Source organism: Citrobacter sp. RHBSTW-01013, from assembly GCF_013781985.1.
GTDB lineage: Bacteria > Pseudomonadota > Gammaproteobacteria > Enterobacterales > Enterobacteriaceae > Citrobacter > Citrobacter braakii.
The window spans coordinates 2,625,963-2,651,233 of the sequence record NZ_CP056185.1; the positions used below are offsets into that span (position 1 = coordinate 2,625,963).

General features: G+C 54.3%; 23 protein-coding genes. 6 read left to right on the forward strand and 17 right to left on the reverse strand.

Annotation, left to right across the window (positions count from 1 at the left end; all coding sequences use genetic code 11):
* Positions 1–182: 182 nt before the first annotated feature.
* Positions 183–1,064 carry an aromatic amino acid efflux DMT transporter YddG gene (gene yddG, locus HV350_RS12710; RefSeq protein WP_016156546.1) on the reverse strand — a complete coding sequence of 294 codons (882 nt, stop codon included), beginning with the start codon at positions 1,062–1,064 and terminating at the stop codon, positions 183–185.
* 287 nt (positions 1,065–1,351) lie between these two features.
* On the opposite strand from yddG, the gene fdnG reads away from it, so the two are divergent.
* From fdnG to HV350_RS12730, 4 genes are all read left to right on the forward strand, one after another.
* Entirely contained in the window at positions 1,352–4,399 is a 3,048-nt protein-coding gene (gene fdnG, locus HV350_RS12715; protein WP_181628616.1) for a formate dehydrogenase-N subunit alpha, read from the forward strand.
* A gap of 13 nt (positions 4,400–4,412) precedes the next feature.
* Positions 4,413–5,297 (forward strand): formate dehydrogenase N subunit beta, encoded by an 885-nt coding sequence (gene fdnH, locus HV350_RS12720; RefSeq protein ID WP_016156544.1) that lies wholly within the window; start codon positions 4,413–4,415, stop codon positions 5,295–5,297.
* On the forward strand, positions 5,290–5,946 hold the full coding sequence (fdnI, locus tag HV350_RS12725) for a formate dehydrogenase-N subunit gamma (protein WP_016153106.1): 657 nt from the start codon (positions 5,290–5,292) through the stop codon (positions 5,944–5,946). Before fdnH ends, fdnI begins: the two co-directional genes overlap by 8 nt.
* Before the next feature lie 129 nt (positions 5,947–6,075).
* The gene (locus HV350_RS12730; protein ID WP_046276368.1) at positions 6,076–6,675 is read left to right on the forward strand and encodes an inorganic diphosphatase; all 600 of its coding nucleotides are present in this window, start codon (positions 6,076–6,078) and stop codon (positions 6,673–6,675) included.
* Positions 6,676–6,745: 70 nt separating this feature from the next.
* Here the strand turns inward: HV350_RS12730 and HV350_RS12735 are convergent, their stop codons facing one another.
* The 3 genes from HV350_RS12735 to sra all read right to left on the reverse strand — a co-directional run bounded on the left by HV350_RS12735 (position 6,746) and on the right by sra (position 10,788).
* Positions 6,746–8,461 carry an ABC-F family ATP-binding cassette domain-containing protein gene (locus HV350_RS12735; protein ID WP_181628617.1) on the reverse strand — a complete coding sequence of 572 codons (1,716 nt, stop codon included), beginning with the start codon at positions 8,459–8,461 and terminating at the stop codon, positions 6,746–6,748.
* A 309-nt stretch (positions 8,462–8,770) separates the two neighbouring features.
* Complete coding sequence (gene maeA, locus HV350_RS12740) at positions 8,771–10,468, reverse strand: malate dehydrogenase (protein WP_016153104.1); 1,698 nt, start codon at positions 10,466–10,468, stop codon at positions 8,771–8,773.
* Between the two features lie 179 nt (positions 10,469–10,647).
* The gene (gene sra / locus HV350_RS12745) at positions 10,648–10,788 is read right to left on the reverse strand and encodes a stationary-phase-induced ribosome-associated protein (RefSeq protein ID WP_006684530.1); all 141 of its coding nucleotides are present in this window, start codon (positions 10,786–10,788) and stop codon (positions 10,648–10,650) included.
* Between the two features lie 227 nt (positions 10,789–11,015).
* On the opposite strand from sra, the gene HV350_RS12750 reads away from it, so the two are divergent.
* Positions 11,016–11,447 (forward strand): OsmC family protein, encoded by a 432-nt coding sequence (locus tag HV350_RS12750; RefSeq protein ID WP_019076792.1) that lies wholly within the window; start codon positions 11,016–11,018, stop codon positions 11,445–11,447.
* Between the two features lie 47 nt (positions 11,448–11,494).
* Here HV350_RS12750 and HV350_RS12755 read toward each other — a convergent pair whose 3' ends face one another.
* From HV350_RS12755 to HV350_RS12780, 6 genes are read right to left on the reverse strand one after another with little or no spacing between them, the layout of a single operon-like run.
* Positions 11,495–12,265: a 3-hydroxybutyrate dehydrogenase gene (locus HV350_RS12755; RefSeq protein ID WP_181628619.1), complete on the reverse strand. Its 771-nt coding sequence runs from the start codon at positions 12,263–12,265 to the stop codon at positions 11,495–11,497.
* An 11-nt stretch (positions 12,266–12,276) separates the two neighbouring features.
* Positions 12,277–13,671, reverse strand: coding sequence for a GntP family permease (locus tag HV350_RS12760; RefSeq protein ID WP_196615732.1), 1,395 nt, complete (start codon positions 13,669–13,671; stop codon positions 12,277–12,279).
* Positions 13,672–13,714: 43 nt separating this feature from the next.
* A complete protein-coding gene (locus HV350_RS12765; protein WP_169330127.1) occupies positions 13,715–14,638 on the reverse strand; it encodes a 3-hydroxyacyl-CoA dehydrogenase family protein in 924 nt (307 codons plus the stop codon).
* Positions 14,628–15,833 (reverse strand): acetyl-CoA C-acetyltransferase, encoded by a 1,206-nt coding sequence (locus HV350_RS12770; protein ID WP_181628620.1) that lies wholly within the window; start codon positions 15,831–15,833, stop codon positions 14,628–14,630. Before HV350_RS12770 ends, HV350_RS12765 begins: the two co-directional genes overlap by 11 nt.
* A gap of 10 nt (positions 15,834–15,843) precedes the next feature.
* The gene (locus HV350_RS12775) at positions 15,844–16,500 is read right to left on the reverse strand and encodes a CoA transferase subunit B (RefSeq protein ID WP_016153097.1); all 657 of its coding nucleotides are present in this window, start codon (positions 16,498–16,500) and stop codon (positions 15,844–15,846) included.
* A 2-nt stretch (positions 16,501–16,502) separates the two neighbouring features.
* On the reverse strand, positions 16,503–17,210 hold the full coding sequence (locus tag HV350_RS12780; RefSeq protein ID WP_046276373.1) for a CoA transferase subunit A: 708 nt from the start codon (positions 17,208–17,210) through the stop codon (positions 16,503–16,505).
* 142 nt (positions 17,211–17,352) lie between these two features.
* On the opposite strand from HV350_RS12780, the gene HV350_RS12785 reads away from it, so the two are divergent.
* Positions 17,353–18,243 (forward strand): LysR family transcriptional regulator, encoded by an 891-nt coding sequence (locus HV350_RS12785; protein WP_181628621.1) that lies wholly within the window; start codon positions 17,353–17,355, stop codon positions 18,241–18,243.
* A 28-nt stretch (positions 18,244–18,271) separates the two neighbouring features.
* Here the strand turns inward: HV350_RS12785 and HV350_RS12790 are convergent, their stop codons facing one another.
* From HV350_RS12790 to HV350_RS12820, 7 genes are read right to left on the reverse strand one after another with little or no spacing between them, the layout of a single operon-like run.
* Positions 18,272–19,207: an ABC transporter ATP-binding protein gene (locus HV350_RS12790; protein WP_047359106.1), complete on the reverse strand. Its 936-nt coding sequence runs from the start codon at positions 19,205–19,207 to the stop codon at positions 18,272–18,274.
* Positions 19,200–20,186 carry an ABC transporter ATP-binding protein gene (locus HV350_RS12795; RefSeq protein ID WP_075848212.1) on the reverse strand — a complete coding sequence of 329 codons (987 nt, stop codon included), beginning with the start codon at positions 20,184–20,186 and terminating at the stop codon, positions 19,200–19,202. The genes HV350_RS12790 and HV350_RS12795 overlap by 8 nt, the downstream gene beginning before the upstream one ends.
* Positions 20,183–21,079, reverse strand: a complete 897-nt coding sequence (gene ddpC / locus HV350_RS12800) for a D,D-dipeptide ABC transporter permease (protein ID WP_016156536.1) — start codon at positions 21,077–21,079, stop codon at positions 20,183–20,185. Before ddpC ends, HV350_RS12795 begins: the two co-directional genes overlap by 4 nt.
* Positions 21,076–22,098, reverse strand: coding sequence for an ABC transporter permease (locus tag HV350_RS12805; protein WP_016153091.1), 1,023 nt, complete (start codon positions 22,096–22,098; stop codon positions 21,076–21,078). The genes ddpC and HV350_RS12805 overlap by 4 nt, the downstream gene beginning before the upstream one ends.
* 44 nt (positions 22,099–22,142) lie before the next feature.
* Positions 22,143–23,705 (reverse strand): ABC transporter substrate-binding protein, encoded by a 1,563-nt coding sequence (locus HV350_RS12810; protein ID WP_181628623.1) that lies wholly within the window; start codon positions 23,703–23,705, stop codon positions 22,143–22,145.
* A gap of 15 nt (positions 23,706–23,720) precedes the next feature.
* Complete coding sequence (gene ddpX, locus HV350_RS12815; protein ID WP_016156534.1) at positions 23,721–24,308, reverse strand: D-alanyl-D-alanine dipeptidase; 588 nt, start codon at positions 24,306–24,308, stop codon at positions 23,721–23,723.
* 14 nt (positions 24,309–24,322) lie between these two features.
* Positions 24,323–25,189, reverse strand: a complete 867-nt coding sequence (locus HV350_RS12820; protein WP_016156533.1) for a MurR/RpiR family transcriptional regulator — start codon at positions 25,187–25,189, stop codon at positions 24,323–24,325.
* Positions 25,190–25,271: the final 82 nt, after the last annotated feature.

Consider the following 25,271-nt stretch of genomic DNA (forward strand, 5'->3'; position numbering starts at 1 on the left):
TATACATGTGAAGAGATACAGATAACCGAGTAATACTTTCGGGCGTTAATTAATTTCCATATATTTAACATTTAATCAAAAAAATATAAACATAAACCGCAGTGGAATGAACAATTATTATTCATTAAATTGTCTAAAGTATAGCCGGATTTTATTTGTTTGTGATAAAACCCGACTTTTTTTCAGGCACGCCGCGTTGCCAGCCAGCAAAGCAGAGACCCCGCGCAGACCATCAGCGCTCCTTGCCAGAAGGATAGTGACAGCGGGGCGCTGAGCAACACCGCCGCCAGCGCAGAGGAGAGCACTGGAGTAAAATAAGACCCGACGGCCATAACGGTCACGTTGCCATGCAAAATACCAATATTCCACGCCGCATAGGCAAATCCTAACGTTAATGCTGCAGTGAACATTTTAATCGTCACCGAAGTGCTGAAAACCATTTCCGGTTGAGGCGTAATAAAATAGTAAACCCACAAACTTGCCGCCGTTAGTAAAACGAACACGGTGATGCCGTTAAAACCTTTTGCATATTTATTAGTCACCGTGCAATACGTTGCCCAGATAAAAGCGCCGAGAAAGGCGAGGAAATAGCTAAGCGGACTGCTGGCAACATTACTGATAATTTCTCCAGGATTGAGGCCGTTTTCGCCCCCCAACACCCAACAAACCCCGGTCAATGCGATGATTAATCCGGGAATCACCAACCAGGTTGTTTTTTGGCCATTAAATAAGATGGCGAATAATATTGTCAGACTTGGCCAGAGATAATTGACCATACCCACTTCAATAGCCTGGTGACGAGTAGCAGCATAGCCCAGGGCCAGCGCTAAGCATATTTCATAGCTAACAAAAAGCACGCTACCGGCGATTAAATATCGCACAGGAATTTTTCTGATATTTGGGAATCCGACGGTAAATATCAGCAACAGGCCGCTTAATGTAAAAATCATCGCCGCGCCGCCTGCCGGCCCCAGTCCTTCGCTTACCCCACGAATAAGCCCGACCATCGTGCTCCAGAGCACGATGGCAATAAGCCCAATTAACGTTGCTTTTTGTTTTGTCATGCTGATTGTCTGTCCATGGTACTGGCAAAAATTAAGCTGAAATGTATAGCACCTTTACACCGTAGCGCACTAATTAATTCCCTTTTGCCTACTCCCTTATGGGTACAAAGGTTAAGCGAAGTGCACTATTTAGTAGCGGAACCGTTTCGTTATTGATTTGACGCAAAAAAAATATGGATATAGCTGATAGTTTCGTCGCGAAGTTGTACATGTCATCTTTCAATCATGCCGCGCTGGCGCAATTTGAGAGATTTCCTGTACGAATCCCTGCAAAAAAGAGGAAAGCAATGGACGTCAGCCGCAGACAATTTTTTAAAATCTGCGCGGGCGGTATGGCGGGAACAACAGTAGCCGCTCTGGGTTTTGCACCCAAAATGGCACTGGCTCAGGCGCGAAACTATAAGCTGTTGCGCGCCAAAGAGATCCGAAACACCTGCACATACTGTTCCGTAGGTTGCGGGCTATTAATGTATAGCCTGGGAGATGGAGCAAAAAACGCCAAAGAGTCGATTTACCATATTGAAGGGGATCCGGATCATCCGGTGAGCCGTGGGGCATTATGCCCTAAGGGCGCAGGATTACTGGATTACGTGCACAGTGAAAACCGTCTGCGTTACCCGGAATATCGCGCTCCAGGCTCCGACAAATGGCAGCGTATCAGCTGGGATGAGGCTTTCACCCGTATCGCGAAGCTGATGAAAACTGACCGCGACGCCAACTTTATTGAGAAGAATGAGCAGGGCGTAACGGTAAACCGCTGGCTTTCTACCGGGATGCTGTGTGCATCTGCGGCAAGTAATGAAACCGGCATGCTGACGCAAAAATTTGTGCGCTCACTCGGCATGCTGGCAGTAGACAACCAGGCGCGCGTCTGACACGGACCAACGGTAGCAAGTCTTGCTCCAACATTTGGTCGCGGTGCGATGACCAACCACTGGGTTGATATTAAAAACGCCAACGTCGTGATGGTGATGGGCGGTAACGCCGCTGAAGCACATCCGGTGGGATTCCGCTGGGCGATGGAAGCTAAAAACAACAATGATGCCACGCTAATTGTTGTTGACCCCCGTTTTACACGTACAGCCTCGGTAGCGGATATTTACGCGCCAATTCGTTCCGGCACGGACATTACGTTCCTGTCCGGCGTCTTGCTGTATCTGATTGAAAACAACAAAATCAACGCTGAATACGTTAAGCATTACACCAACGCCAGCCTGCTGGTGCGGGATGATTTTGCTTTTGAAGACGGCCTGTTCAGCGGTTACGACGCGAAAAAACGCCAATACGATAAATCGTCCTGGAACTACCAGTTCGATGAAAACGGCTACGCGAAACGCGATGAAACGTTAAGCCATCCCCGCTGTGTCTGGAATCTGCTAAAACAGCACGTTTCCCGCTACACGCCGGATGTGGTGGAAAACATCTGCGGTACGCCAAAAGAAGACTTCCTGAAAGTTTGCGAAGTGCTGGCTTCCACCAGCGCAGCGGATCGCACCACCACGTTCCTGTATGCGCTGGGCTGGACACAGCATACCGTAGGGGCGCAGAACATCCGTACCATGGCGATGATCCAGTTGCTGCTCGGCAACATGGGGATGGCAGGTGGCGGGGTCAACGCTTTACGCGGTCACTCCAACATTCAGGGTTTAACCGACTTAGGGCTGCTCTCTACCAGTCTGCCAGGCTACCTGACGCTGCCGTCAGAGAAACAGGCCGATCTGCAAACCTATCTGGCCGCTAACACGCCAAAAGCGACGTTGGCCGATCAGGTGAACTACTGGGGCAACTACCCGAAATTCTTCGTCAGCCTGATGAAATCTTTCTACGGCAATGCGGCGCAGAAAGAAAACAACTGGGGCTTTGAGTGGTTGCCGAAGTGGGATCAGTCCTACGACGTCATCAAATACTTCAACATGATGGATAGCGGGAAAGTCACCGGCTACATCTGTCAGGGCTTTAACCCGGTCGCGTCCTTCCCGGACAAAAACAAAGTGGTGCAGTGCCTGAGCAAACTGAAGTATCTGGTGATTATCGATCCGCTGGTGACCGAAACCTCTACGTTCTGGCAGAACCACGGTGAATCAAACGACGTTGATCCGGCTTCTATTCAGACCGAAGTCTTCCGTTTGCCATCCACCTGCTTTGCGGAAGAGGACGGCTCCATCGCCAACTCCGGTCGCTGGCTGCAGTGGCACTGGAAAGGTCAGGATGCCCCGGGTGAAGCCCGCAACGATGGCGAAATTCTGGCCGGTATTTATCACCGTCTGCGCGACATGTATCGCACTGAAGGCGGTAAAGCCGCTGAACCCGTGCTGAAAATGAGCTGGAACTATAAGCAGCCGGACGAACCGCACTCCGAAGAAGTGGCAAAAGAGAACAACGGCTATGCGCTGGAAGATCTCTATGATGCCAACGGTGTGCTGGTTGCGAAGAAAGGCCAGTTACTCAGCAGCTTTGCGCTTCTGCGCGATGATGGATCTACGTCATCGTCCTGCTGGATTTATACCGGTAGCTGGACCGAGCAGGGCAACCAGATGGCCAATCGCGATAACGCCGACCCGTCAGGTCTTGGTAATACGCTGGGCTGGGCCTGGGCATGGCCGTTAAACCGTCGCGTGTTGTATAACCGCGCTTCGGCGGACCCGCAAGGTAAGCCATGGGATCCAAAACGCATGCTGATCCAGTGGAACGGCACGAAGTGGACGGGGAACGATATCCCGGACTTCAACACCGCAGCACCGGGCAGTGGCACCAATCCGTTTATTATGCAGCCGGAAGGGCTGGGTCGTCTGTTCGCTATCGATAAGATGGCGGAAGGTCCGTTCCCGGAACACTACGAGCCGATGGAAACGCCGCTGGGTACGAACCCGCTGCATCCGAACGTGATCTCCAACCCGGCAGCGCGTCTGTACGAAGCGGATAAGTTACGCATGGGCACAAAACAGGACTTCCCGTACGTCGGGACGACCTATCGTCTGACCGAACATTTCCATACCTGGACCAAGCACGCATTGCTGAATGCGATTGCCCAGCCAGAGCAGTTTGTGGAAATCAGCGAAACGCTGGCGGCAGCGAAGGGGATCTCCAACGGCGATCACGTCAAAGTCAGCAGCAAGCGTGGATTTATTCGCGCAGTTGCCGTGGTTACCCGTCGTCTGCGCACTCTGCACGTCAACGGTCAGCAGGTTGAAACGGTTGGGATCCCGATCCACTGGGGCTTTGAAGGAGTCGCGCGTAAAGGCTATATCGCCAACACCCTGACGCCGAATGTCGGTGATGCAAACTCGCAAACGCCGGAATACAAAGCGTTTTTAGTTAACATCGAGAAGGCGTAAGGGAGGCGAACATATGTCTATGGAAACGCAGGACATCATCAAACGGTCCGCAACAAACGCCATCACGCCGCCGCCTCAGGCCCGTGATTACAAAGCTGAGGTCGCAAAGCTGATCGACGTTTCCACCTGTATAGGCTGTAAGGCCTGTCAGGTGGCATGCTCAGAGTGGAATGATATCCGCGATGAAGTCGGCCACTGCGTCGGGGTGTATGACAACCCTGCCGATCTTAGCGCCAAGTCCTGGACGGTGATGCGGTTTACCGAAACCGAACAGAACGGCAAGCTCGAGTGGTTGATTCGTAAAGACGGCTGTATGCACTGTGAAGATCCGGGCTGTCTGAAGGCATGCCCGTCTGCCGGGGCTATCATCCAGTACGCCAACGGGATTGTTGATTTTCAGTCAGAGCACTGCATTGGCTGCGGCTACTGTATTGCCGGGTGTCCATTTAATATTCCGCGCCTCAATAAAGAGGATAACCGCGTGTATAAATGTACGCTTTGTGTGGACCGCGTCAGCGTCGGGCAGGAACCTGCCTGCGTGAAGACCTGTCCGACCGGGGCAATCCATTTCGGTACCAAGCAGGAAATGCTGGAAATGGGCGAACAGCGTGTGGCAAAACTGAAAGCACGTGGTTATGAACATGCCGGTGTCTACAACCCGGAAGGTGTGGGTGGCACGCACGTGATGTACGTTCTGCATCATGCCAACCAGCCGGAGCTGTATCACGGCCTGCCGAAAGAACCGCAGATCGATACCTCTATCAATCTGTGGAAAGGGGCGCTGAAACCGCTGGCCGCTGCCGGATTTATCGCCACCTTCGCCGGACTGATTTACCACTACATTGGTATCGGTCCGAATAAGGAAGTGGACGACGACGAGGAGGATCATCATGAGTAAGTCGAAAATGATTGTGCGCACGAAGTTTATCGACCGCGCCTGTCACTGGACGGTGGTGATCTGCTTCTTCCTGGTGGCGTTGTCGGGGATTTCGTTTTTCTTCCCGACTCTGCAATGGCTGACGCAGACCTTCGGTACGCCGCAGATGGGGCGCATTTTGCACCCGTTCTTCGGACTGCTGATCTTCGTGGCGCTGATGTTCATGTTTGTACGCTTTGTTCACCACAACATCCCGGATAAAAAAGATATCCCGTGGCTGAAAAACATTGTGGAAGTGCTGAAAGGCAATGAACACAAAGTGGCGGACGTGGGTAAGTACAATGCCGGACAGAAAATGATGTTCTGGTCGATCATGAGCATGATTTTCGTGCTGCTGATCACCGGCATCATTATCTGGCGTCCGTACTTTGCGCAGTTCTTCCCGATGCAGGTCGTGCGCTATAGCCTGCTTATCCATGCGGCTGCGGGGATTATCCTGATGCACGCCATCCTCATCCACATGTATATGGCATTCTGGGTGAAAGGATCGATTAAAGGCATGGTCGAAGGGAAAGTGAGCCGTCGCTGGGCGAAGAAACATCACCCACGCTGGTATCGCGAAGTTGAACGGCAAGAAGCGAAAAAAGAGAGCGAGGAAGGGGTTAACTAACTCCTGACGTGCCCTGATCGTAATGGCGCTACACCAGTAGCGCCATTTTTTTGCCCAAAAAACGTCATGTTTTTGTCATCTGCTGAACGTAAGGTATTGTCTTTCCAATAATAGAAGAGTTAAAAGACAATGCATCTGGTGAAAAAATTACTCGCAGTCAGCGTGTTTCTTTGTGCGTCCGCTCAGGCGCAGAACATCCTCGAATTTCCTCAGCCGGAAAATAACCCGGAAGAGTTTTATGCCGTAACCGAAATCCCGGCAGGAGGAATGATTAAATATGAAACCGACGCCAAAACCGGTTTTATCGTGGCCGATCGCTTCCAGTCAATGCCGGTTGCCTATCCCGCCAACTACGGTTCACTAACCCAGTCTTTAGCCGGTGACGGCGATCCGCTGGATGTTATCTTTTATACCCGCGCGCCGCTGGCCCCGGGAACGTTGATTAAGCTGCGGGCTATAGGCGTACTGAAGATGATCGACGGCGGTGAAAAGGACGATAAAATTGTCGCCGTTCCGGCCAGCAAAATTGACCCCACTTATGACAACATCAAAGAGTTAAGCGACCTGCCCAAGATTGAAGTTCAACGTCTGGAATCTTTCTTCCGCGTATACAAAGATCTGCCGGAAGGGCGCAAGAAGGTCGAATTAAACGGTTTCAATGACGCCGCTACGGCAAAGCAAGAGATCAAGCAGGCCTGGGATGCCTGGAAAGAGAAAAAACCGCAATAACAAAAGATAAGCCGGATGACGGGCCTACACGCGCATTTTGCTGATGTAGGCTGCCATCCGGCAATACGGTTTACTCCAGTTGTGAGTTCAGGCGCTCAATCTCCTCACGCCATTGCGCCTGTAACAACGGCTTTTGATGTTTCGGCTTGCGGGCAAGATCGTCAGCCAGACGCTGCTCCAGCTCAAGAAGTTGTTCCAGCAATCCATCGCTGTCACCGCTTATTTCGGCTCTCGCATCGACCACCGTTTTTGGAACGGTTATCTCCGAGGATGTTTCCCGAATACGCGCATTGACCGCGTCCAGATCGTGCCATTCACTGAGTTCGCCCTTGTCGATCAACCAAAACCGGTTACAGCTTTGGCTAATAAGCTGACGGTCGTGACTGACCAACAACACGCCGCCGTTATAGCTTTGCAGCGTTTCTGCCAACGCCTCTTTACCTTCCAGATCCAGATGGTTGGTCGGTTCATCGAGCATCAGCAGGCTGTAGCGCGCAAGCGTTAGCCCCACAAACAGCAGCCGGGAGCGCTCACCGCCGCTTAGGGAACTGATCCGCTGCGCGTGACGAACCCACGGAAAACCCGCGCTAATCAGCGCCATTTTGCGGATATCAGGCTGCGGAGCAAACGGCTCCAGCGCGTCAAATAACGAATCGTTATCTGCGAGTTGGTGCAGCGTCTGGTCGTAATACCCCAACGTAACGCGCGGGTGTAACACCAGTGAAGGTGATGCCAGTTGTGAGTGAAACTGTTGCCAGATAAGCCTTAACAACGATGATTTCCCGCAACCGTTGCGCCCGACAATCGCCACGCGATCGCCGCTTTTTAACCGGAGACCGGCAATGGAAAACAGTGTATCGGCGTCGGGAGCAGGGGCCACGGACAGATTAGTCATCTCCAGCAAACGATCCGCACGCAGGGCATCTCCCTGCAATGTTAGTGTCCACTGACTTCCTGACGTCACTTCAGTCTGTACCTCTTTCAGGCGCTGTACCTGTTTTTCCATCTGCTTGGCCTTGCGGGAAAGATCTTCGTTGTCGTAGACCCGCCCCCAGGTAGCCAGCCGTTTGGCGCTGGCGGTCACCCGGTCTATCTCCTTTTGCTCAGCCTTATGGCGCAGAGCATCGCTGATGTCTCTTTCTGCCAGAGCCTGACGCGCCGCGCTACAGGGCAGATCGAAGGCATGGAGAGTTCGATCGCGCAGGATCCAGGTTCCGTGAGTCACCGCGTCTAACAGCTGCGGGTCGTGGGAAACCACCACAAAACTGCCAGACCAGTTTTGTAAGAACTGTTCCAGCCACAGTAAGGTTGGCAGATCCAGGTAGTTACCCGGCTCATCCAGCAGCAGCAGGTCAGGGTTTCGCATCAGCGCCCGCGCCAATAACAGACGCGTGTGTTGGCCGCCGCTCAGCGTGTGTGCTGTCAGAGATAAATTCTCCGGCGTGAACCCCATTTCGGCGAGCAGTGCTTCAACTCGCCACTGCTGACCTGCGCGTTCATGCTCGGGCAGTTGAGCCAGAACGGCTTCCTGCAGCGTGAGCGGCAGTATTTCGTCTGGGAGATGTTGTTCTACACGGGCGAGATGGCAGTGATTTGCCTGCGCGATAATCCCACTGGTCGGCGAAATTGTGCCATCGAGCAGTTTTAACAGCGTGCTTTTGCCGCAGCCGTTGTAGCCGATAAGCCCGACGCGGTCGCCTTTTTTCAGGGTAAAGGAAAGATCGTCGAATAGCGTGCCGAATGCCGTATCAACGTGTAAGGATTGTGCGGTTAGTAATGTGCTCATTGTTGCTTACTCAAGAGTTACAGGCGTAAAAACGCCTCGTCAAACATCGCTGACGATAACCCGGTAAGCCCGAGAGAAGAGGATTTAGAAGTTAGCTTCGCTCAAGCAGAAGTTATCGCAGCACGATACCGATAACGCTTGAGCACTGGCGATCGCCAAAAGCATGTGAAACGATAAAACGTTCACAGTACAGCATAAGTATCCTCCTTTTGTTTTTCAGAATGTTAATCGGTAGCGAAAGTGTAATCGTAAGTCACGCAGTCGCGCAAGTTCTGAGCGCCCGGCAGCAGAGTGCCGCCGGGCAAACCGTCAGATAGAGGTACGACGGTAGTCGCGGTATTCTGCCTGCCAGAAATTATCGTCAATCGCCTGTTGCAATGCTTCGGCGGAGGTTTTCACCGCCACGCCTTGCTGCTGGGCCATTTTACCGACGGCAAACGCGATGGCGCGGGAAACGGTCTGAATATCTTTCAGCTCAGGTAACACCAGTCCTTCGCCGTTGAGCACCAGCGGTGAATACTGCGCCAGCGTTTCACTGGCTGACATCAGCATTTCATCGGTGATACGCGATGCACCAGAAGCAATTACCCCCAGACCAATACCCGGGAAGATATAGGCGTTGTTACATTGGGCAATGGGATAGATTTTCTCTTTCCACAGTACCGGTGCGAACGGGCTACCGGTCGCAACCAGCGCGTTACCCTCGGTCCAGGCGATAATATCCTGTGGCGTGGCTTCTACGCGGGAAGTCGGGTTAGACAGCGGCATGACGATCGGACGCGGGCAATGCTTATGCATTTCGCGAATGATCTCTTCGGTAAACAGGCCCGTCTGTCCGGAAACACCAATCAGTATGTCCGGCTTAACGTTGCGTACCACATCGAGTAACGACAGCACATCTTCTTGCGTATCCCAGTGCTGCAGATTTTCGCGTTTTTGCACCAGTTTGGTCTGGAAAGAGAGCAGGTTCGGCATCTTATCGGTTAACAGGCCGAAGCGATCGACCATAAACACGCGTTGACGCGCCGCTTCTTCGCTTAAACCTTCACGCTGGATTTGCGCGATGATCTGCTCGGCAATTCCGCAACCGGCGGAACCTGCCCCGAGGAAGACAATGTTCTGTTCGCTTAACTGGCTACCGGCAGCACGGCTGGCCGCAATCAGCGTGCCAACGGTCACCGCAGCGGTACCCTGAATATCGTCGTTAAACGAGCAAATTTCATCGCGATAGCGGGTCAACAGCGGCATGGCGTTTTTCTGTGCGAAGTCTTCAAACTGCAACAGCACGTCCGGCCAGCGATGCTTCACGGCCTGGATGAATTCATCGACAAATTCGTAGTATTCATCATCGGTGATACGCGGATTACGCCAGCCCATATACAGCGGATCGTTGAGCAGTTGCTGGTTGTTGGTTCCGACGTCCAGTACCACCGGCAGGGTGTAGGCCGGGCTGATCCCACCACACGCGGTATACAGCGACAGTTTACCGATTGGAATACCCATCCCGCCGATCCCCTGATCGCCAAGACCCAAAATACGTTCCCCATCGGTGACAACGATGACCTTGATATTGTGGTTAGGAACGTTTTGCAGGATATCGTCCATATTGTGGCGGTTCTGATAAGAGATAAACACGCCGCGCGCGCGACGATAAATCTCGGAGAAACGCTCACAGGCCGCGCCGACCGTTGGGGTATAGATAACTGGCATCATCTCATCAAGGTGATTATGCACCAGCCGGTAAAACAGGGTTTCGTTGGTGTCCTGGATGTTGCGCAGGTAAATATGTTTATCGATTTCGGTTTTGAATCCCTGATATTGGATCCAGGCGCGTTCAGCCTGTTCTTCAATCGTCTCGACCACTTCCGGCAGTAACCCCAGCAGGTTGAAGTTACGGCGTTCTTCGGCACTGAAAGCACTCCCTTTATTCAGTAAAGGGAATTCCAGCAGAACCGGGCCAGCGTAGGGGATGTAAAGGGAACGCAGTTTTTTAGTTTCGTTTTCCATGTCACTCACTCTTTTTTGAATAACCGTCCCTGGCACTCTTTATGATCGTATGTGGCCTGTCCGCCAGGGAAACGGCCGAAGTATAAAGCATTGTGAATGGGTTAAGGGGTTTTATAAGCAAAAACACCACTGCGGTTGCAATGGTGTTTATCTCGTTATTCAGTCAGACGTGCGAAAGGCTATTTGCCGTCAGCGCGGCGCTTTCTTCCGGTAGGATTATTGACCACGTTGGTTTTGTCACCTTCGGTCACGACTTTGCGTTGATTTGAGATTTTGTGGTCCAGTCCGAGAATATGACGGGCCTGACGGTTCGATTTCATTCTAACTCCTTAATCCTGTTACTGGTTTCAAGGGCGAGTCCGTATGAGAACGGACGAAATACAACCTGATAGAAAGCCGATGTTAAAAATAGCGGCTTTCTGGATGGTCGGTCATTTCAGTTGAAAGGTCAATGCTTAAGCGGCAAATGAGAACTATCCCGTATGTGCCATGCTTTTTCTCAGCCGTCCTATACTTGTAACTCCAACGACAACACAGGAGAACGGTAATGACTATCCATAAGAAAGGTCAGGCACACTGGGAAGGCGACATTAAGCGCGGTAAAGGTACCGTATCGACCGAAAGTGGGGTGTTGAATCAGCAACCGTATGGGTTTAACACCCGATTTGAAGGGGCGAAAGGCACCAATCCTGAAGAGTTGATTGGCGCGGCGCATGCAGCCTGCTTCTCAATGGCGCTTTCGCTCATGCTGGGCGAAGCGGGTTTTACCCCAGATGCCATTGATACCACTGCCGATGTTTCTCTGGATAAAGTGGATGCCGGATTTGCTATCACCAAAGTCGCGCTACACAGTCAGGTGAGCGTCCCGGGGATAGATGCCGCCACGTTTGACGGCATCATCCAGAAAGCAAAAGCCGGTTGCCCGGTATCACAGGTACTGAACGCGGAAATCACGCTGGATTATCAGTTAAAATCGTAAAGAAGGTGTGCCGGATGCGACGGGGTCTTATCCGGCACCAGATGTCTTTATTGCGCCACCCAGCCGCCATCTATATTCCATGCCACGCCACGCACCTGCGACGCCCCGTCTGAGCACAAAAATAGCGCAAGCTCACCCAACTGTTGCGGCGTGACGAATTCGCGCGACGGCTGTTTTTCCGCCAGCAGGGCGTCACGCGCGGCGTCAGGCTCAGCGCCTTCGGCAATACGTTTATCGATTTGCTGCTGGACCAACGGCGTAAGCACCCAGCCGGGGCACAGCGCATTGCAGGTAATACCCGTCTGCGCGGTCTCCAGCGCAATGGTTTTGGTTAATCCCACCACGCCGTGCTTCGCCGCCACATAGGCGGATTTCTCTTTTGAGGCCACCAGGCCATGAACTGAAGCGATATTGATGATGCGTCCCCAGTTACGCGTACGCATGCCGGGAAGCGCCAGGCGCGTGGTGTGAAAAACAGAAGAGAGGTTAATGGCGATAATCGCGTTCCATTTATCAACCGGGAAGGTCTCCACCGGTGAAACATGCTGGATCCCGGCATTGTTGACCAGAATATCCACCCCGCCAAATTCGCTATCGGCATAGCGCATCATGTCGGCAATTTGCGCTTCATCGCTCAGGTCCGCGCCATGATAGCCCGGCGTTTTGCCATACTGCGCAATGGCATCTTTGGCGGCTTCCACATCACCAAATCCGTTAAGGATCAGGGTAGCGCCCGCTTGCGCCAGCACCTGTGCGATGCCTAATCCAATACCGCTGGTAGAGCCGGTAATCAGAGCGGTTTTTCCCGTTAAGTTCATGATGATTCTCCTTAAACAATTCCGGTGGTGTAGAAGACGCCGATAACAAACAGCACGGCCAGACTTTTAATTACGGTAATGGCGAATATCCCGCCGTACGCCTGACGATGGCTAAGACCGGTTATGGCCAGCAGGGTAATGACCGCACCGTTATGCGGCAGGGTATCCATACCACCACTGGCCATTGACGCCACGCGGTGGAAGACCTCGAGGGGAATATTGGCGGCATGGGCGGCGGCAATAAAAGTGTCAGACATGGCGGCGAGGGCAATACTCATCCCGCCAGACGCCGAGCCGGTGATCCCGGCAAGCGTGGTGATGCTGATAGCTTCATTGAGCAGCGGGTCGGGAATGGCCGCCAGCGCTTTTGACAGCACGAGGAAACCTGGCAGGGCGGCGATCACTGCGCCAAAACCGTATTCTGATGCGGTGTTCATGGCTGCGAGGATCGCGCCGCCAACCGCCGTTCGGCTCCCTTCCGCCAGGCGACCTTTAATGTTGCGATAGCCGAAGAGCACCACCAGCAGGATCCCAGAAATCAGCGCCGCTTCTACCGCCCAGATAGCGGTGATTTTACCGACTTCGGTGGTAATCGGTTTGGCAAGGCCCGGAAGTTCCAGTTGATGCGTAGCGCCATACCATTGCGGGATCCAGTGGGTAAATAGTAGGTTAAAAACGCCAACCAGGATCAGCGGAGAGATAGCAATTATCGGGTTCGGCAGGTTAATGTTATCCGGCGTTTCCGGCTCGTTTAACAGTTCAGTGCCATACCCTTCATTCTTTGCCTGCGCTTTACGACGCTGGCGCTCGAGATAAACCAGACCGACAACGATGATAAACAGAGAACCGATCAAACCCAGCCAGGGCGCGGCCCAGGCGTTAGTTCCAAAGAAGCTGGTCGGAATAATGTTCTGGATCTGCGGCGTTCCTGGCAGAGCGTCCATGGTGAAGGAAAACGCGCCCAGCGCAACGGTGGCCGGGATCAGGCGCTTCGGAATATTACTCTGACGGAACAGCTCCGCCGCAAACGGATACACCGCAAATGCCACCACGAACAGCGATACGCCGCCGTAGGTCAACAGTGCACACACCAGCACAATCACAGGGATGGCGTGACGACGCCCGAGAATGTTGATGGCGGCGGCAACGATGGAGCGAGAAAAACCCGATAACTCGATTAACTTGCCAAACACAGCGCCCAGTAAGAACACCGGGAAGTAAAGCTTCACAAAACCGACCATTTTTTCCATAAACAGGCCGGTGAAGGCAGGGCCGACGGCGCTGGGTTCGGTGAGCAATACAGCACCTAATGCCGCGATGGGGGCAAACAGGATGACGCTATATCCGCGATAGGCTGCCAGCATCAGCAGGCCCAACGCTGCCAGGGCGATTAATACACTCATCATGACTCCTCAATATCATTGTTATAGTGGGGTACAGAAAGAGAAGTTACGGTTTCAGGGCAAAGCGCAGCTGATGCTCTCTGCGTTGCTGGATATATTCCTTGCGCGAATCATCCCAGCGATAAAATCCCTGACCGCTGCGCAAACCGGTATCACCGTTAGCCACCTTGTCAGCGACCAGAGACATCATGTCGCTCCCGGTTGCCAGCTCCGGTAGCAGATGCCGACAAATGTCCTGTACCGTAGAAAGTCCGGTCATATCCGCCGCCTCCAGCGGACCGACCATTGCATAGCGACGACCGAGCGAGGCGCGCATTACCTGATCCACCACCTCTGCGCTGGCGATCCCGCTTTTTACGATATGCAACGCTTCACGCAGCAGAGCGAACTGCAGGCGATTACCGACAAACCCCGGCGCGGCGCGGTCGAGCACGACGGCTTCCAGCTGCATCGAAAGCAGCAGTTGTTGCAGCTCCTGCAGATATTCCGGCTTCGTGGCCGTGCCGGGTACAATCTCAACCAGCGGAATAAAATGCGGCGGGTGCCAGAAATGGGCGATTAACAACCGCTCAGGATGGGCGAGCTTCTCTGCCAGCGCATCCGGCGGCAGGCCGCTGGTGTTACTGGCAATGACGGCCTCAGGCGCGATCAGTGCTTCCAGTTGTGCATACAACGCGTGCTTGAGTTCGAGTCGCTCCGGGATGGCTTCGATCAATAATCCGCACGCGGCGATATCTTGCAGTGAGGTAGTGCCATGCAGACGACTCACAGCCTGTGCTTTGTCGTTTTTAGGAAACTGTTCGGTGGCAATCAGTTCATCCAGAATTCCGCTGGCAACTGCGCCAATGTCTGCAATACGGTTGCTATCGGTGTCGTACAGCCAGACATCGTGACCATAACGGACGAAGTGGGTGGCAATACCGACACCCATTAAACCCGCGCCCAGTACGCAGATATGCTTAGTTTTCATGAGATACCTCCTGCGGGCGCTCAACCGCCAGCGCCACCCCCTGACCGCCGCCTACGCACAGCGTAGCCAGCCCTTTGGCGGCGTTACGGCGGGCCATTTCGTGCAGCAAAGTCACCAGAATTCGGCAACCTGACGCGCCAATGGGATGGCCCAGCGCAATCGCGCCGCCGTTTACGTTCACCCGATTGCTGTCCCAGTTCAGGGATTCGCCAACCGCCAGCGCTTGCGCGGCAAAGGCTTCGTTGGCTTCAATGAGATCGACATCATTTAACGTCCAGCCAGCTCGCTTCAGGCACTGAAGTGATGCCTCTACCGGCCCAATACCCATAATCGCAGGGTCGACGCCGGAGACAGCGTAGCCCGCCACTCTGGCAAGAACCGGCAGATTGAGTTCTGCTGCTTTGGCGGCGCTCATCAACATCACCGCGGCGGCGCCATCGTTGATTGAAGAGGCATTCCCGGCGGTCACCGTGCCGTTACCTGGGCGAAACGCTGGTTTGAGCTGCGCCAGCTTTTCAGCCTGCGTATCCGGACGAGGCTGTTCGTCACGATCCACGACATGCGGCGGTTTTTTGCCCTGCGGGACGCTGACTGGCGTGATTTCCGCGCTAAAACGACCGGCTTCAATGGCGGCGGCCGCTTTTTGCTGTGAGCGCAGGGCAAAGGCGTCCTGCTGCTCGCGACCGATCACGAACTTATCCGCCAGATTTTCCGCGGTAATCCCCATGTGATAGTCGTTAAACGCATCCCACAGACCGTCATGCACCACGCTGTCTTTCATGCTGGCATGACCGAGCCGCAGTCCCGCCCGGGCGCCGTCGAGGAAATAGGGCGCATTGCTCATGCTCTCCTGCCCACCGGCAATTACAATTTGCGCATCGCCGCAGCGAATCGCCTGGACCGCCTGATGCACCGCCTTCATGCCCGAGCCGCACACCAGATTCAGGGTTAACGCGGGCGTGGTGACCGGCAGTCCTGCGCGTAACGCCGTTTGCCTGGCAGGGTTCTGGCCGCAGCCAGCCGTCAGAACCTGGCCGAAGATCACTTCATCAATTTGCTCAGGTGCCACGGCGGTTTTTTCCAGCAGCGAACGGATCACCACTGAACCTAGTTCAACCGCGGAAAGCGGCGCCAGCGCGCCATGAAAACTGCCAATTGGGGTGCGCGTCGCCGCGACAATAACAACATCCTGCATGGTCAGCTCCTCAGCTAAAGTGCATTTCGGGGACATTTTCGGGAACGATCAGCTTGCCGGCGGTTCTGGCGACTATCTCATCGACGCTGATGCCCGGCGCTCGCTCGCGCAGAATGAACGCCCCATCGGCAATCTCCAGCAGCGCCAGATCGGTAAGCACGCGTTTAATACAGGCCACGCCGGTCAGCGGCAGGGTGCAGGCGGGAAGCAGTTTCGACTCGCCGCTTTTAGAGGCATGCGTCATCACCACGATGATGTTGTCGGCTCCGGCAACCAAATCCATCGCGCCGCCCATGCCTTTCACCATTTTTCCGGGGATCATCCATGAGGCGATATTGCCGTTAACATCCACTTCAAACGCGCCGAGCACCGTCAGGTCGACGTGACCGCCGCGGATCATGGCGAAGGATTGCGCCGAGTCGAAGATTGCCGCGCCTTTGCGCGCCGTCACGGTCTGTTTCCCGGCGTTGATCATGTCAGCATCAATTTCGTCTTCCGTGGGAAACGGGCCCATACCCAGCAAGCCGTTTTCCGATTGCAGCATTACGTCCATGCCTTCAGGAATGTAGTTCGCCACCAGAGTAGGAATACCAATCCCGAGGTTGACGTAATAACCGTCTCGCAGCTCGCGGGCGACACGCATCGCCATTTGTTCACGCGTTAACATGGTCAGGCTCCTTTCTGGCGCAGGGTGCGTTGTTCAATACGTTTTTCAAACTGCCCCTGGATAATGCGGTTAACGTAAATTCCGGGGGTGTGAATTGCGGCGGGGTCCAGCTCTCCGGGAGGGACAATTTCTTCAACTTCCACGACGGTAATACGCCCAGCGGCAGCCATCAGCGGATTAAAATTTTGTGCGGTGTGGCGATAAATAACGTTGCCGTACCAGTCGGCTTTCCAACCTTTAACCAACGCAAAATCACCGGTTATCGCCTGCTCTAAGATGTAAGGGCGTCCGGCAAACTCGCGAACTTCTTTCCCTTGCGCGACCGGGGTTCCGTAACCGGTCGCGGTAAAGAATGCCGGGATCCCCGCGCCGCCCGCGCGCAACTGCTCAGCCAGCGTGCCTTGCGGCGTCAGGATAGCTTCCAGTTCACCGCTGAGAACCTGCTGCTCAAACAGGGCGTTTTCACCTACATAAGATGCGACCACTTTGCGTACCTGGCGCGTTTCCAGCAGAACGCCAAGGCCAAAACCATCCACGCCGCAGTTGTTTGACACAACCGTAAGCCCCTGAACCTCCCGACGGCGTACTTCGGCAATCAGGTTCTCAGGGATCCCACATAAGCCAAAACCGCCCGCCAGCAGCGTCATGTTATCGGTCAGTCCTGCCAGCGCCTCTTGATAGGTGGCAACCCGTTTATCCAGTCCAGCCATACACTTGCCCCTCCTGTTGTCCTTGCCGACATCATTGGGGGTGAAAAATGATTTGTTAATTTTAAATTTGTGACTCACTCATTGGGTTTTTTTATCAATTTAATGTTAATTAAAGGTATTCAACAAGTTAAAGGAATGCGAAATGGGAATGAGCATCAAACAGTTACGCGCGTTTTTAGCGGTAGCTCACACTCTGAATTTTGCTCATGCCAGTGAAAGACTGAATATGTCGCAACCCGCTTTAAGCCTGGCGATTAAAGGACTGGAGGATTCACTGGGCGGGGCGTTACTGTTGAGAACCACCCGCAAAGTGACCCTGACGCAGGAGGGAGAAACGCTGCTCAACATGGGGCGACAGCTGCTGGCGGACTGGGAGAATACGGAAGAGGCAATGCGCCAACGCTTTACGCTGCAGCGCGGGAAAATTTCTATTGCCGCCATGCCCTCATTCGCCGCTAACGTCCTGCCATCGGTACTGAAAACGTTTCGTGATTCCTACTACGGGATCAACGTAACGGTACATGACGTGATTAACGAACAAGTGATTGAGATGGTCAGTGAAGGGCGGGTGGAGATGGGCATTGCCTTTGAGCCGGACTCTTCAGGGCATCTGCATTTCACCCCGCTCGGCGTGGATCGTTTTATCGCGATTGTTCCGCCGACATGCAAACTGGCGGGACGGGATCGTATTGCGTGGCGCGAATTACTGACGCTGGATTTTATCACCCTGCAACGTCCTTCCGCCGTGCGCCTGATGCTGGAAGAACAGCTGGTGCAAAGTGGGCATACGCTGGAAGTGGCGCTGGAGAGCCATCAACTGGTGACGGTTGGTCGCCTGGTGGCGAGCGGACTGGGCGGCAGCGCCGTGCCCGCATTGTGCCGCACGCAAATGACAGAGCTGGGTGCAACCTGTATCGATCTGGATACGCCGGTGATCCAGCGTCGGATCGGCGTTTTGCGTTCGGCGCATCATAAGTTATCTACCGCTTCTGAAGTGCTGGTGGATTCACTGAAAAAGGCGTATTGCACCTGACTCTCACGCAATACGCCAACCGTTCAGCTCATGCAACCGCCCGCCAGCAGCGAACTTCACCACCGCTATCACTTTTCAGCAATGCCTGTTTCTTCTCACAGCCGCTGGTCGCCAGTGGACATCTGTCACGGAAAAAACAACCCTGGGGCAGCGTTCGGTTCCCCGGTAGTTCGGTTTTCCGTAACACCAAATCCTCCGCCAGCGGTGCTCCCGTTTTAGGGACCGAATCCAGCAATAATCGCGTGTAGGGATGGGCGGGCTGCGTGAGTACCTGCTGCGCATCGCCCAGCTCAACAATTTGCCCGAGGTACATTACCGCCACGCGGTCGCTCATATGTCGGACCACCGACACGTTGTGCGAGATAAGCACGTAGGTCAGGTTTCTGCGCGCCTGCAATGACACCAGCAGATTGAGAATTTGTGCCTGCACGGAGATATCCAGCGCCGAAGTAGGTTCATCAAGCACAATCACGTCCGGCTCTGATGACAACGCCCGGGCGATGGCAATACGCTGGCGCTGTCCACCGGAAAACGCATGCGGCAGGCGGTCGAGATATTCAGGACGAATTCCCACTTGTCGCGCCAAATCTTCAGCAAGCATACGGCGCTCACGTTCTGCAGGACGTTTTTGGATCCACACCGGTTCGGTGATAATCCGCCATACCGGTAAGCGCGGATCCAGCGATGAAAGGGGATCCTGAAAGACCATTTGCATACCGGTATGCTGCTTGTCACCACGGCGTGCATAGTTGCCCTGACTGGGTTTCAGCATCCCCATCAGCAGTTGCGCCAGCGTACTTTTTCCACAGCCGGACTCGCCAACAATCCCCAGCGTTTCCCCCTGACGGATCTCTAAATCCAGACCATTGAGCGCATGCACCCGTTCCGTTACCTTGCCGAGCCAGTTTTTACGCGCAGGGAAGTTGACATGAACATTCTGCAGCGCCAGTAAAAAATCAGACATGTGTTGTCTCCAGTTGCGGATACCAGCAGGCAGATTGTTGATCCCCGCCTCCCTGACTGCGTAACGCAGGTGTTTCTTCACAACGGGGGCCAGCGGCAAAGCAGCGCTCGCGAAACGCGCATCCCGTCGGTAAGCAGGTTAAGTTCGGCACGGTGCCGGGAATGGCGGGCAGCAATGCGCGCGGCTCGCCGTGTTCCGGCGCGCATTTCAGCAGACCAATGGAATAGGGATGCATCGGGCGTTGAATAACGGTTTGCGTTGGGCCACTCTCAATCACGCTTCCGGCATACATGACGTACAACCGGTCGCATAACTGTGAAACCACCGCCATATCATGGCTGATAAATAACACGGCTGTCCCGCTGGCTCGCGCTTTTAACTTCAGCAAACGCAGCACCTGCAGTTGCACCGTGACGTCCAGAGCGGTGGTCGGTTCATCGGCAATGATGAGCTCCGGTTCACACGAAAAGGCCAGCGCTATCATTACGCGCTGGCGCATCCCGCCGGAAAGCTCAAACGGGAAACGCTTCATGACTTCCGCCGCGTCCGGGATTTGCATCTCCTGGAGTAAAGCGATGGCTTTCTGACGGGCATCCGTGCGGCTTAACGCCTGATGATGGCGGATAACCTCCACCATTTGCTGACCGATGCGTCGGGTCGGATTCAGCGCCGTCATGGGTTCCTGAAAGATCATCGCTACGCGTGCGCCGCGCCATTGGCGCATTTGCTTCTCGCTGGCATTGAGCACATCTTCCCCCAGCAGCGAAACGCGTCCCTGGTGGATATGATAACTGCCTTCCGGCAGCAGACGCATGGTGAGCATGGCCGTCACGGACTTACCGGAACCGGACTCACCAACCACCCCAACGATTTCTCCGCGGTTGATATGCAGCGATACATGGTTAAGCGCATGCACGTCAGCTTTATAGCCGGGAAAACTCAAATGCAAATCTTCGATTTCCAGCACGGGTTGTGTCATGACTGTTTTCCTCCGGCTTTCGGGTCAAGCAGATCGCGAATACCATCGCCAAAGAGATTAAAGCCTACGGCGGTAATCAGAATGGCGGCGCCGGGGAAAGCGCAATACCACCACTGATCAAGCACATAGTTACGGCCTATTGCGACCATCGCTCCCCATTCAGCGCTGGGCTGCTGTGCGCCCAGACCGATAAATCCGAGCGTGGCGGCCATCAGGATCGCACTGCCGATATCCAGCGACGCTTGCACAATTAGCGGGGGCAGAGAGTTACGTAAAATGTGCCAGCTAATCAGATGCCAGCGTGATGCGCCGTAGGTCCGCGCCGCCTGCACATAGGTAAACTGGCGCACTACTAACGTTTGACCGCGTGCGAGGCGCACATAAAACGGAATACGTACGATAGCAATCGCCAGCATGGCGTTAAACAGGCTTGGACCCAACGCGGCGGCCAGCGCCATCGTCAGCACCAGCGAGGGAATGGACAGCATAATGTCCATTATTCGCATAATAATTGCATCGGCGCGTCCGCCCATTACGCCAGACAAACAGCCCAGCAGCGACCCCAATCCCCCGGCGATACCCACCACGACCAGCCCCGCAACGACCGATTGTTGGCTACCCACCAGAACGCGGCTGAACAGATCGCGGCCGACTTCATCGGTACCAAACCAGTGAGCGGCTGACGGGGGCAGCAGGCGTGCACTCAAATTGATGGCATTAGGGTCGTGAGGGGTTATCCACGGCGACAGCACCATCAGCAGCAGTATCAGCACAATGATGACCCCGCCAACCAGCGTCAGCGGGCTGCTTTTCATCATCCAGAACAGTTTAGCCCAGTCCGTGCGACGGCGTGTTGTCTGAGGCGCGGCTGGCGTTTCTTGTGTGAGCATCATTGTGCGTCTCCGCGTCCAATTCGTGGATCGATCCACAAGTAGAGTAAATCCACCACCAGGTTAACCAGCACATAGGCGAAAGAGACCACCACGGCAAATCCCATTACCGCCGGGAAGTCGAGCGCCTGAATCGACGTCACCACCCAGGCACCCATTCCCGGCCAGGCGAAGACCGTTTCAGTCAGCACCGCACCGTAGAGCAGATCGCCCAATGCCAGGCCGAGAACGGTTATCGAGGGGATAAGCGCATTTGGCAACGCGTAACACAGCACAATGTACCAGCCCGGCAACCCGCTGGCGCGAGCGGTGCGAATGTAATCTTCACTCAGTTGCTCCAGCATGGCGGAGCGAATCTGGCGGGCAACGATCCCCAGGTGCACAAAGGCCAGCGTCAGTGATGGCAGGATCAGGTGCTGAAGCGCATTGAAAAAGACTTCGCCATTGCCTTCCAGCAGTGCATCAATCAGATAGAACCCGGTGACGTGAGTTGGCGGATCCAGCCAGTCGTCTAAACGTCCACCGCCGGGTAAAATTTGCAGATGACCATAAAACAGCACGATAACCCCCAGCCCCAGCCAGAATGCTGGCGTGGAGATACCGGTGATCGCCATCAGGCGAACGAGGTGATCTAGCCAGCGGTTGCGCCAGACCGCAGATAAAATGCCCAAAGGAATACCGATAACCAGCGCCAGCAACAAGGAGCAGAAAGCCAGCTCAAGGGTGGCGGGGAAGAAGATGCGCAGCTCATCCAGCACCGGACGTCCGGTGCGAATAGAGGTGCCTAAATCGCCGTGAAAAATGTCGCTGACATAGCGAAAAAACTGGACGTACAGCGGCTGGTTCAGCCCCAACTGTTGGCGAATATTTTCGACAATTTCATCACTGGCGCGATCGCCCGCCAATAGCCGCGCGGGGTCGCCAGGTATCAGGTGCGAAATAATAAAAGTGATTACGCAAACACCGATAACCACCAGAATAAGTCCCCAGCATCGCTGGCGTAAAATGCTCCAGAACGTCATTAGCTTCCCCTTGCGGAGCCAGAGCGGCTCCGCATTAACGTGGCTTATTTACTCATGGTGGAGATATTGAAGACCTGTTCCAGCATGGGGTTGAATACAAATCCTTTGACGTCTTTGTTCATCGCCAACTGATAGTTTTTCTGGAATAAATAGACGTAGGCGGCTTCATCAATCACGATAGTTTGCGCCTGCTGGTAGTCATTGGTTCTGGCAACCTGATCGGTCGTGGCCAGCGCGCTACGCAGCAGCTTATCGACCTCACCGTTTTCATAGAACGAACGGTTACCCGGCAAGCCTTTCTTATCTGACTCAAACCAGTAGTTCATAAACATGTACGGATCGGCGAAATCTGGACTCCAGTTGCCAATGGCAATGTCGTAATCTCCTTTGCCCACGCGGTCACGCATGGTGGCGTTCGCCAGTTTTTCCAGCTTGACCTTAATGCCCAGTTTGCCAAGGCTTGCCTGGGTCGCGAGCGCGATAGGTTCCCAGTTAGGGTCATTATCCGAGTACAGGAAGCTCAGGCTGTCAGGTTTGGTGGCAACGTTGTCCCACGCCGCTTTCGCTTTGGCTTCATCGAAACTGTACTGCATGGCCTTGTCGTCAAAACCCCACATGCCTTCAGGGATCGGACCCCGCATTTGCTTACCGTTGCCGCTCAGGATCCCGTTTACCATGCCTTTATAATCGGTGGCCCACGAGATGGCGCGGCGTAAATCCACCTGATTGAGCGGCGCTTTACTGTTATTCAGATACAGATAGGTCACGCGCAACGAGGGATAATCCGCCACGTTAACTTTGCCTTCCTGTTTTAAGGCGGCAAGCTGGTCAACCGGAAGCGCATCAGCAATGTCGATATCACCCCGCGACAATTGCAGACGGCGAGAGGCGCTTTCACCGATGATTTTTACCGAAACCCGCTTAAACGCCGGTTTTGCACCGGCATAATATGGGTTAGGAACCAGCACCAACTGCTGTCCCTTTTGCCAGCTTTTGAGCATGAAGGGACCGGAGCCTGCCGTGTTCTGCGCCAGGAATCCGCGGGCATCGTCTGCAGCATGCTCTTTTAAGACGGCCGGGTTAATAATTGAGGCCCCGTCATTGGCCAGCGTATACAGAAACGGCGCAAATGGCTGGCTGAGGGTAAACTTCACCGTATTGTTATCGATAGCCTCGACCTTCAGATCTTTCGGGAACGCTTCTGCAGGCCCCTGGCCGATTTTGAGCAGGCGTTCAAAAGATTGCTTTACCGCATCAGCCGTCACCGGCGTTCCGTCGGCGAATTTGGCATCTTTTTTCAGGATAAACGTCCACTCTTTCTGGTCGTCAGAGGCCTTCCAGCCGCTGGCCAAATCGCCTTCAACTTCCGTGGAGCCTTTACCGCCATCTGTTTTGTACTGAACCAGTCGCTGATAAGAGGGATAGGTGACCGTCCAGTCGTTGTTATCGATGGTCACGGCGGGATCGAGCGTCTGCGGATCGGCAGCTTTGCCGATCACCAGCATATCTTTGGGAACGGCGGCCTGCGCAGCGGGCAGGGCAAACGCCAGCGCAACGGCTATCAGAGCGGGGCGAAAAAACGCGTTTAACGCAAGTGTAGTCTTCATAACCAGGCTCCAGAATTAAAGGGAATGTTGTGTTGTTATGGGTGTGACAGTGTAACAATCTATCTGATCGTCAAGCAGCGGATAGCGGGCGGCATCAGGTAATTCAAAATGCCACCACTCGCTGGTGATACCGACAAAACCGCCGCCGAACATAATGGCATTGAGCAGCAGGCGGTTGCGCTGCGCGGCCGGAGGAACAGAAGGGTGCCAGGCATGGGAACGGTCGTGCATCTCATCAAAGCCCGCGCCCATATCGAGAAGATTGCCACGATCGTCCATTAGCGTAACGTCAATGGCCGTTCCGCGGCTGTGATTGGATCCTATCGCCACATCGACAACATACTGAGGATCCGGACACGCATTCCACAGCACCGCCTGCGCCTGCTGCGGGCGATACGCGTCGTATACCACAAGTTTCAGGCCCGCCAGTTGCGCAATACTGATGCTTTTCGCCAGCGCAGTGACCGCCTCGGTGTGCAACAGGCAACGAGCTTCCCGGTAGATAGGGGCGCCGGTAATGTTGTCTGCCGTAGCGTATTTAAGATCGATATGTAGCGACGGGAATATCACCGACAGATCGACCAGTTCTGGGGTTTCTGACATAGCACGTTTCCTGTTTATTGTTCGAATTGACCAAATTGTTGTTGTAACTGGCGATTGGTTTGCAGGCGTTCTGCGAGGGAGTCACCCAGTTGTGCCACCACCGCAGAGAGTAATAAGTTGAACAGACAGCTCACCGGAGCCAGTGAGTCCCAGAAATGTCCGGTGTCAGTTTTCACCTGAAGTAAGTCAATGGAATAGTCTCTGGCCCACGGGCACCACACATCGGTGATTAACGCCAGCGGAATGCAGCGTTCTGTGGCAACGCGGCAATATTGTCGCGAGATAGCGGAATAGGCGCGCATATCGGTGATCACCACGTAAGGCTGGGTGAATCCTGAATTCAGCGACTCAACCCAACTGCCGGAAAGCCCTTCGGAGTAGCTGACTTTAGGCCGCAGGTATTCCAGGTGACTGAAAAAGGCGTTAGCGATCCCGCGGGTGGACTGGATCCCAAGGATATACACGGCTTCCGCATGCGCCAGCCGCTGCGCTATGCGTAAAAACGTTTCGCCTTGCGCGAGTTGATAGACATAGGTAATGGCGTCGATTTCCAGTAACAGCGACTGCTGCGCGCGATCTGGCAGGCTTTGTTGCTGGTGCCAGGAGTCCAGCCGCTCGTTCATCCCCCAGGGTTGATAGGCGACGACGGGTAGCTCCCGCAGGCTGGCTTTTGCATCTTCCAGATTGCGAAAGCCCAGTTTACGCAGATAGCGTCCAACGGTAATGCCGCTGGTACCAGTCGCTTTAGCAATACCATCCGCGGTTTCAAAAGGGATCTGCACAGCATGGGCTAACAGCCACCCGGCCACGCGCTTTTCGCTGGGCGTCAGTTGGCTAAAGGTCTGCTCTATGCGGGTAAATAACTCCGGTTTCGCTGTCATCACCTTCTCGCTGTTAATTGTTTGTCAGAGTACGGTTCACTGTTAGCAAATTAACAATGCAGGACGCGTGCCATGTTGGTAA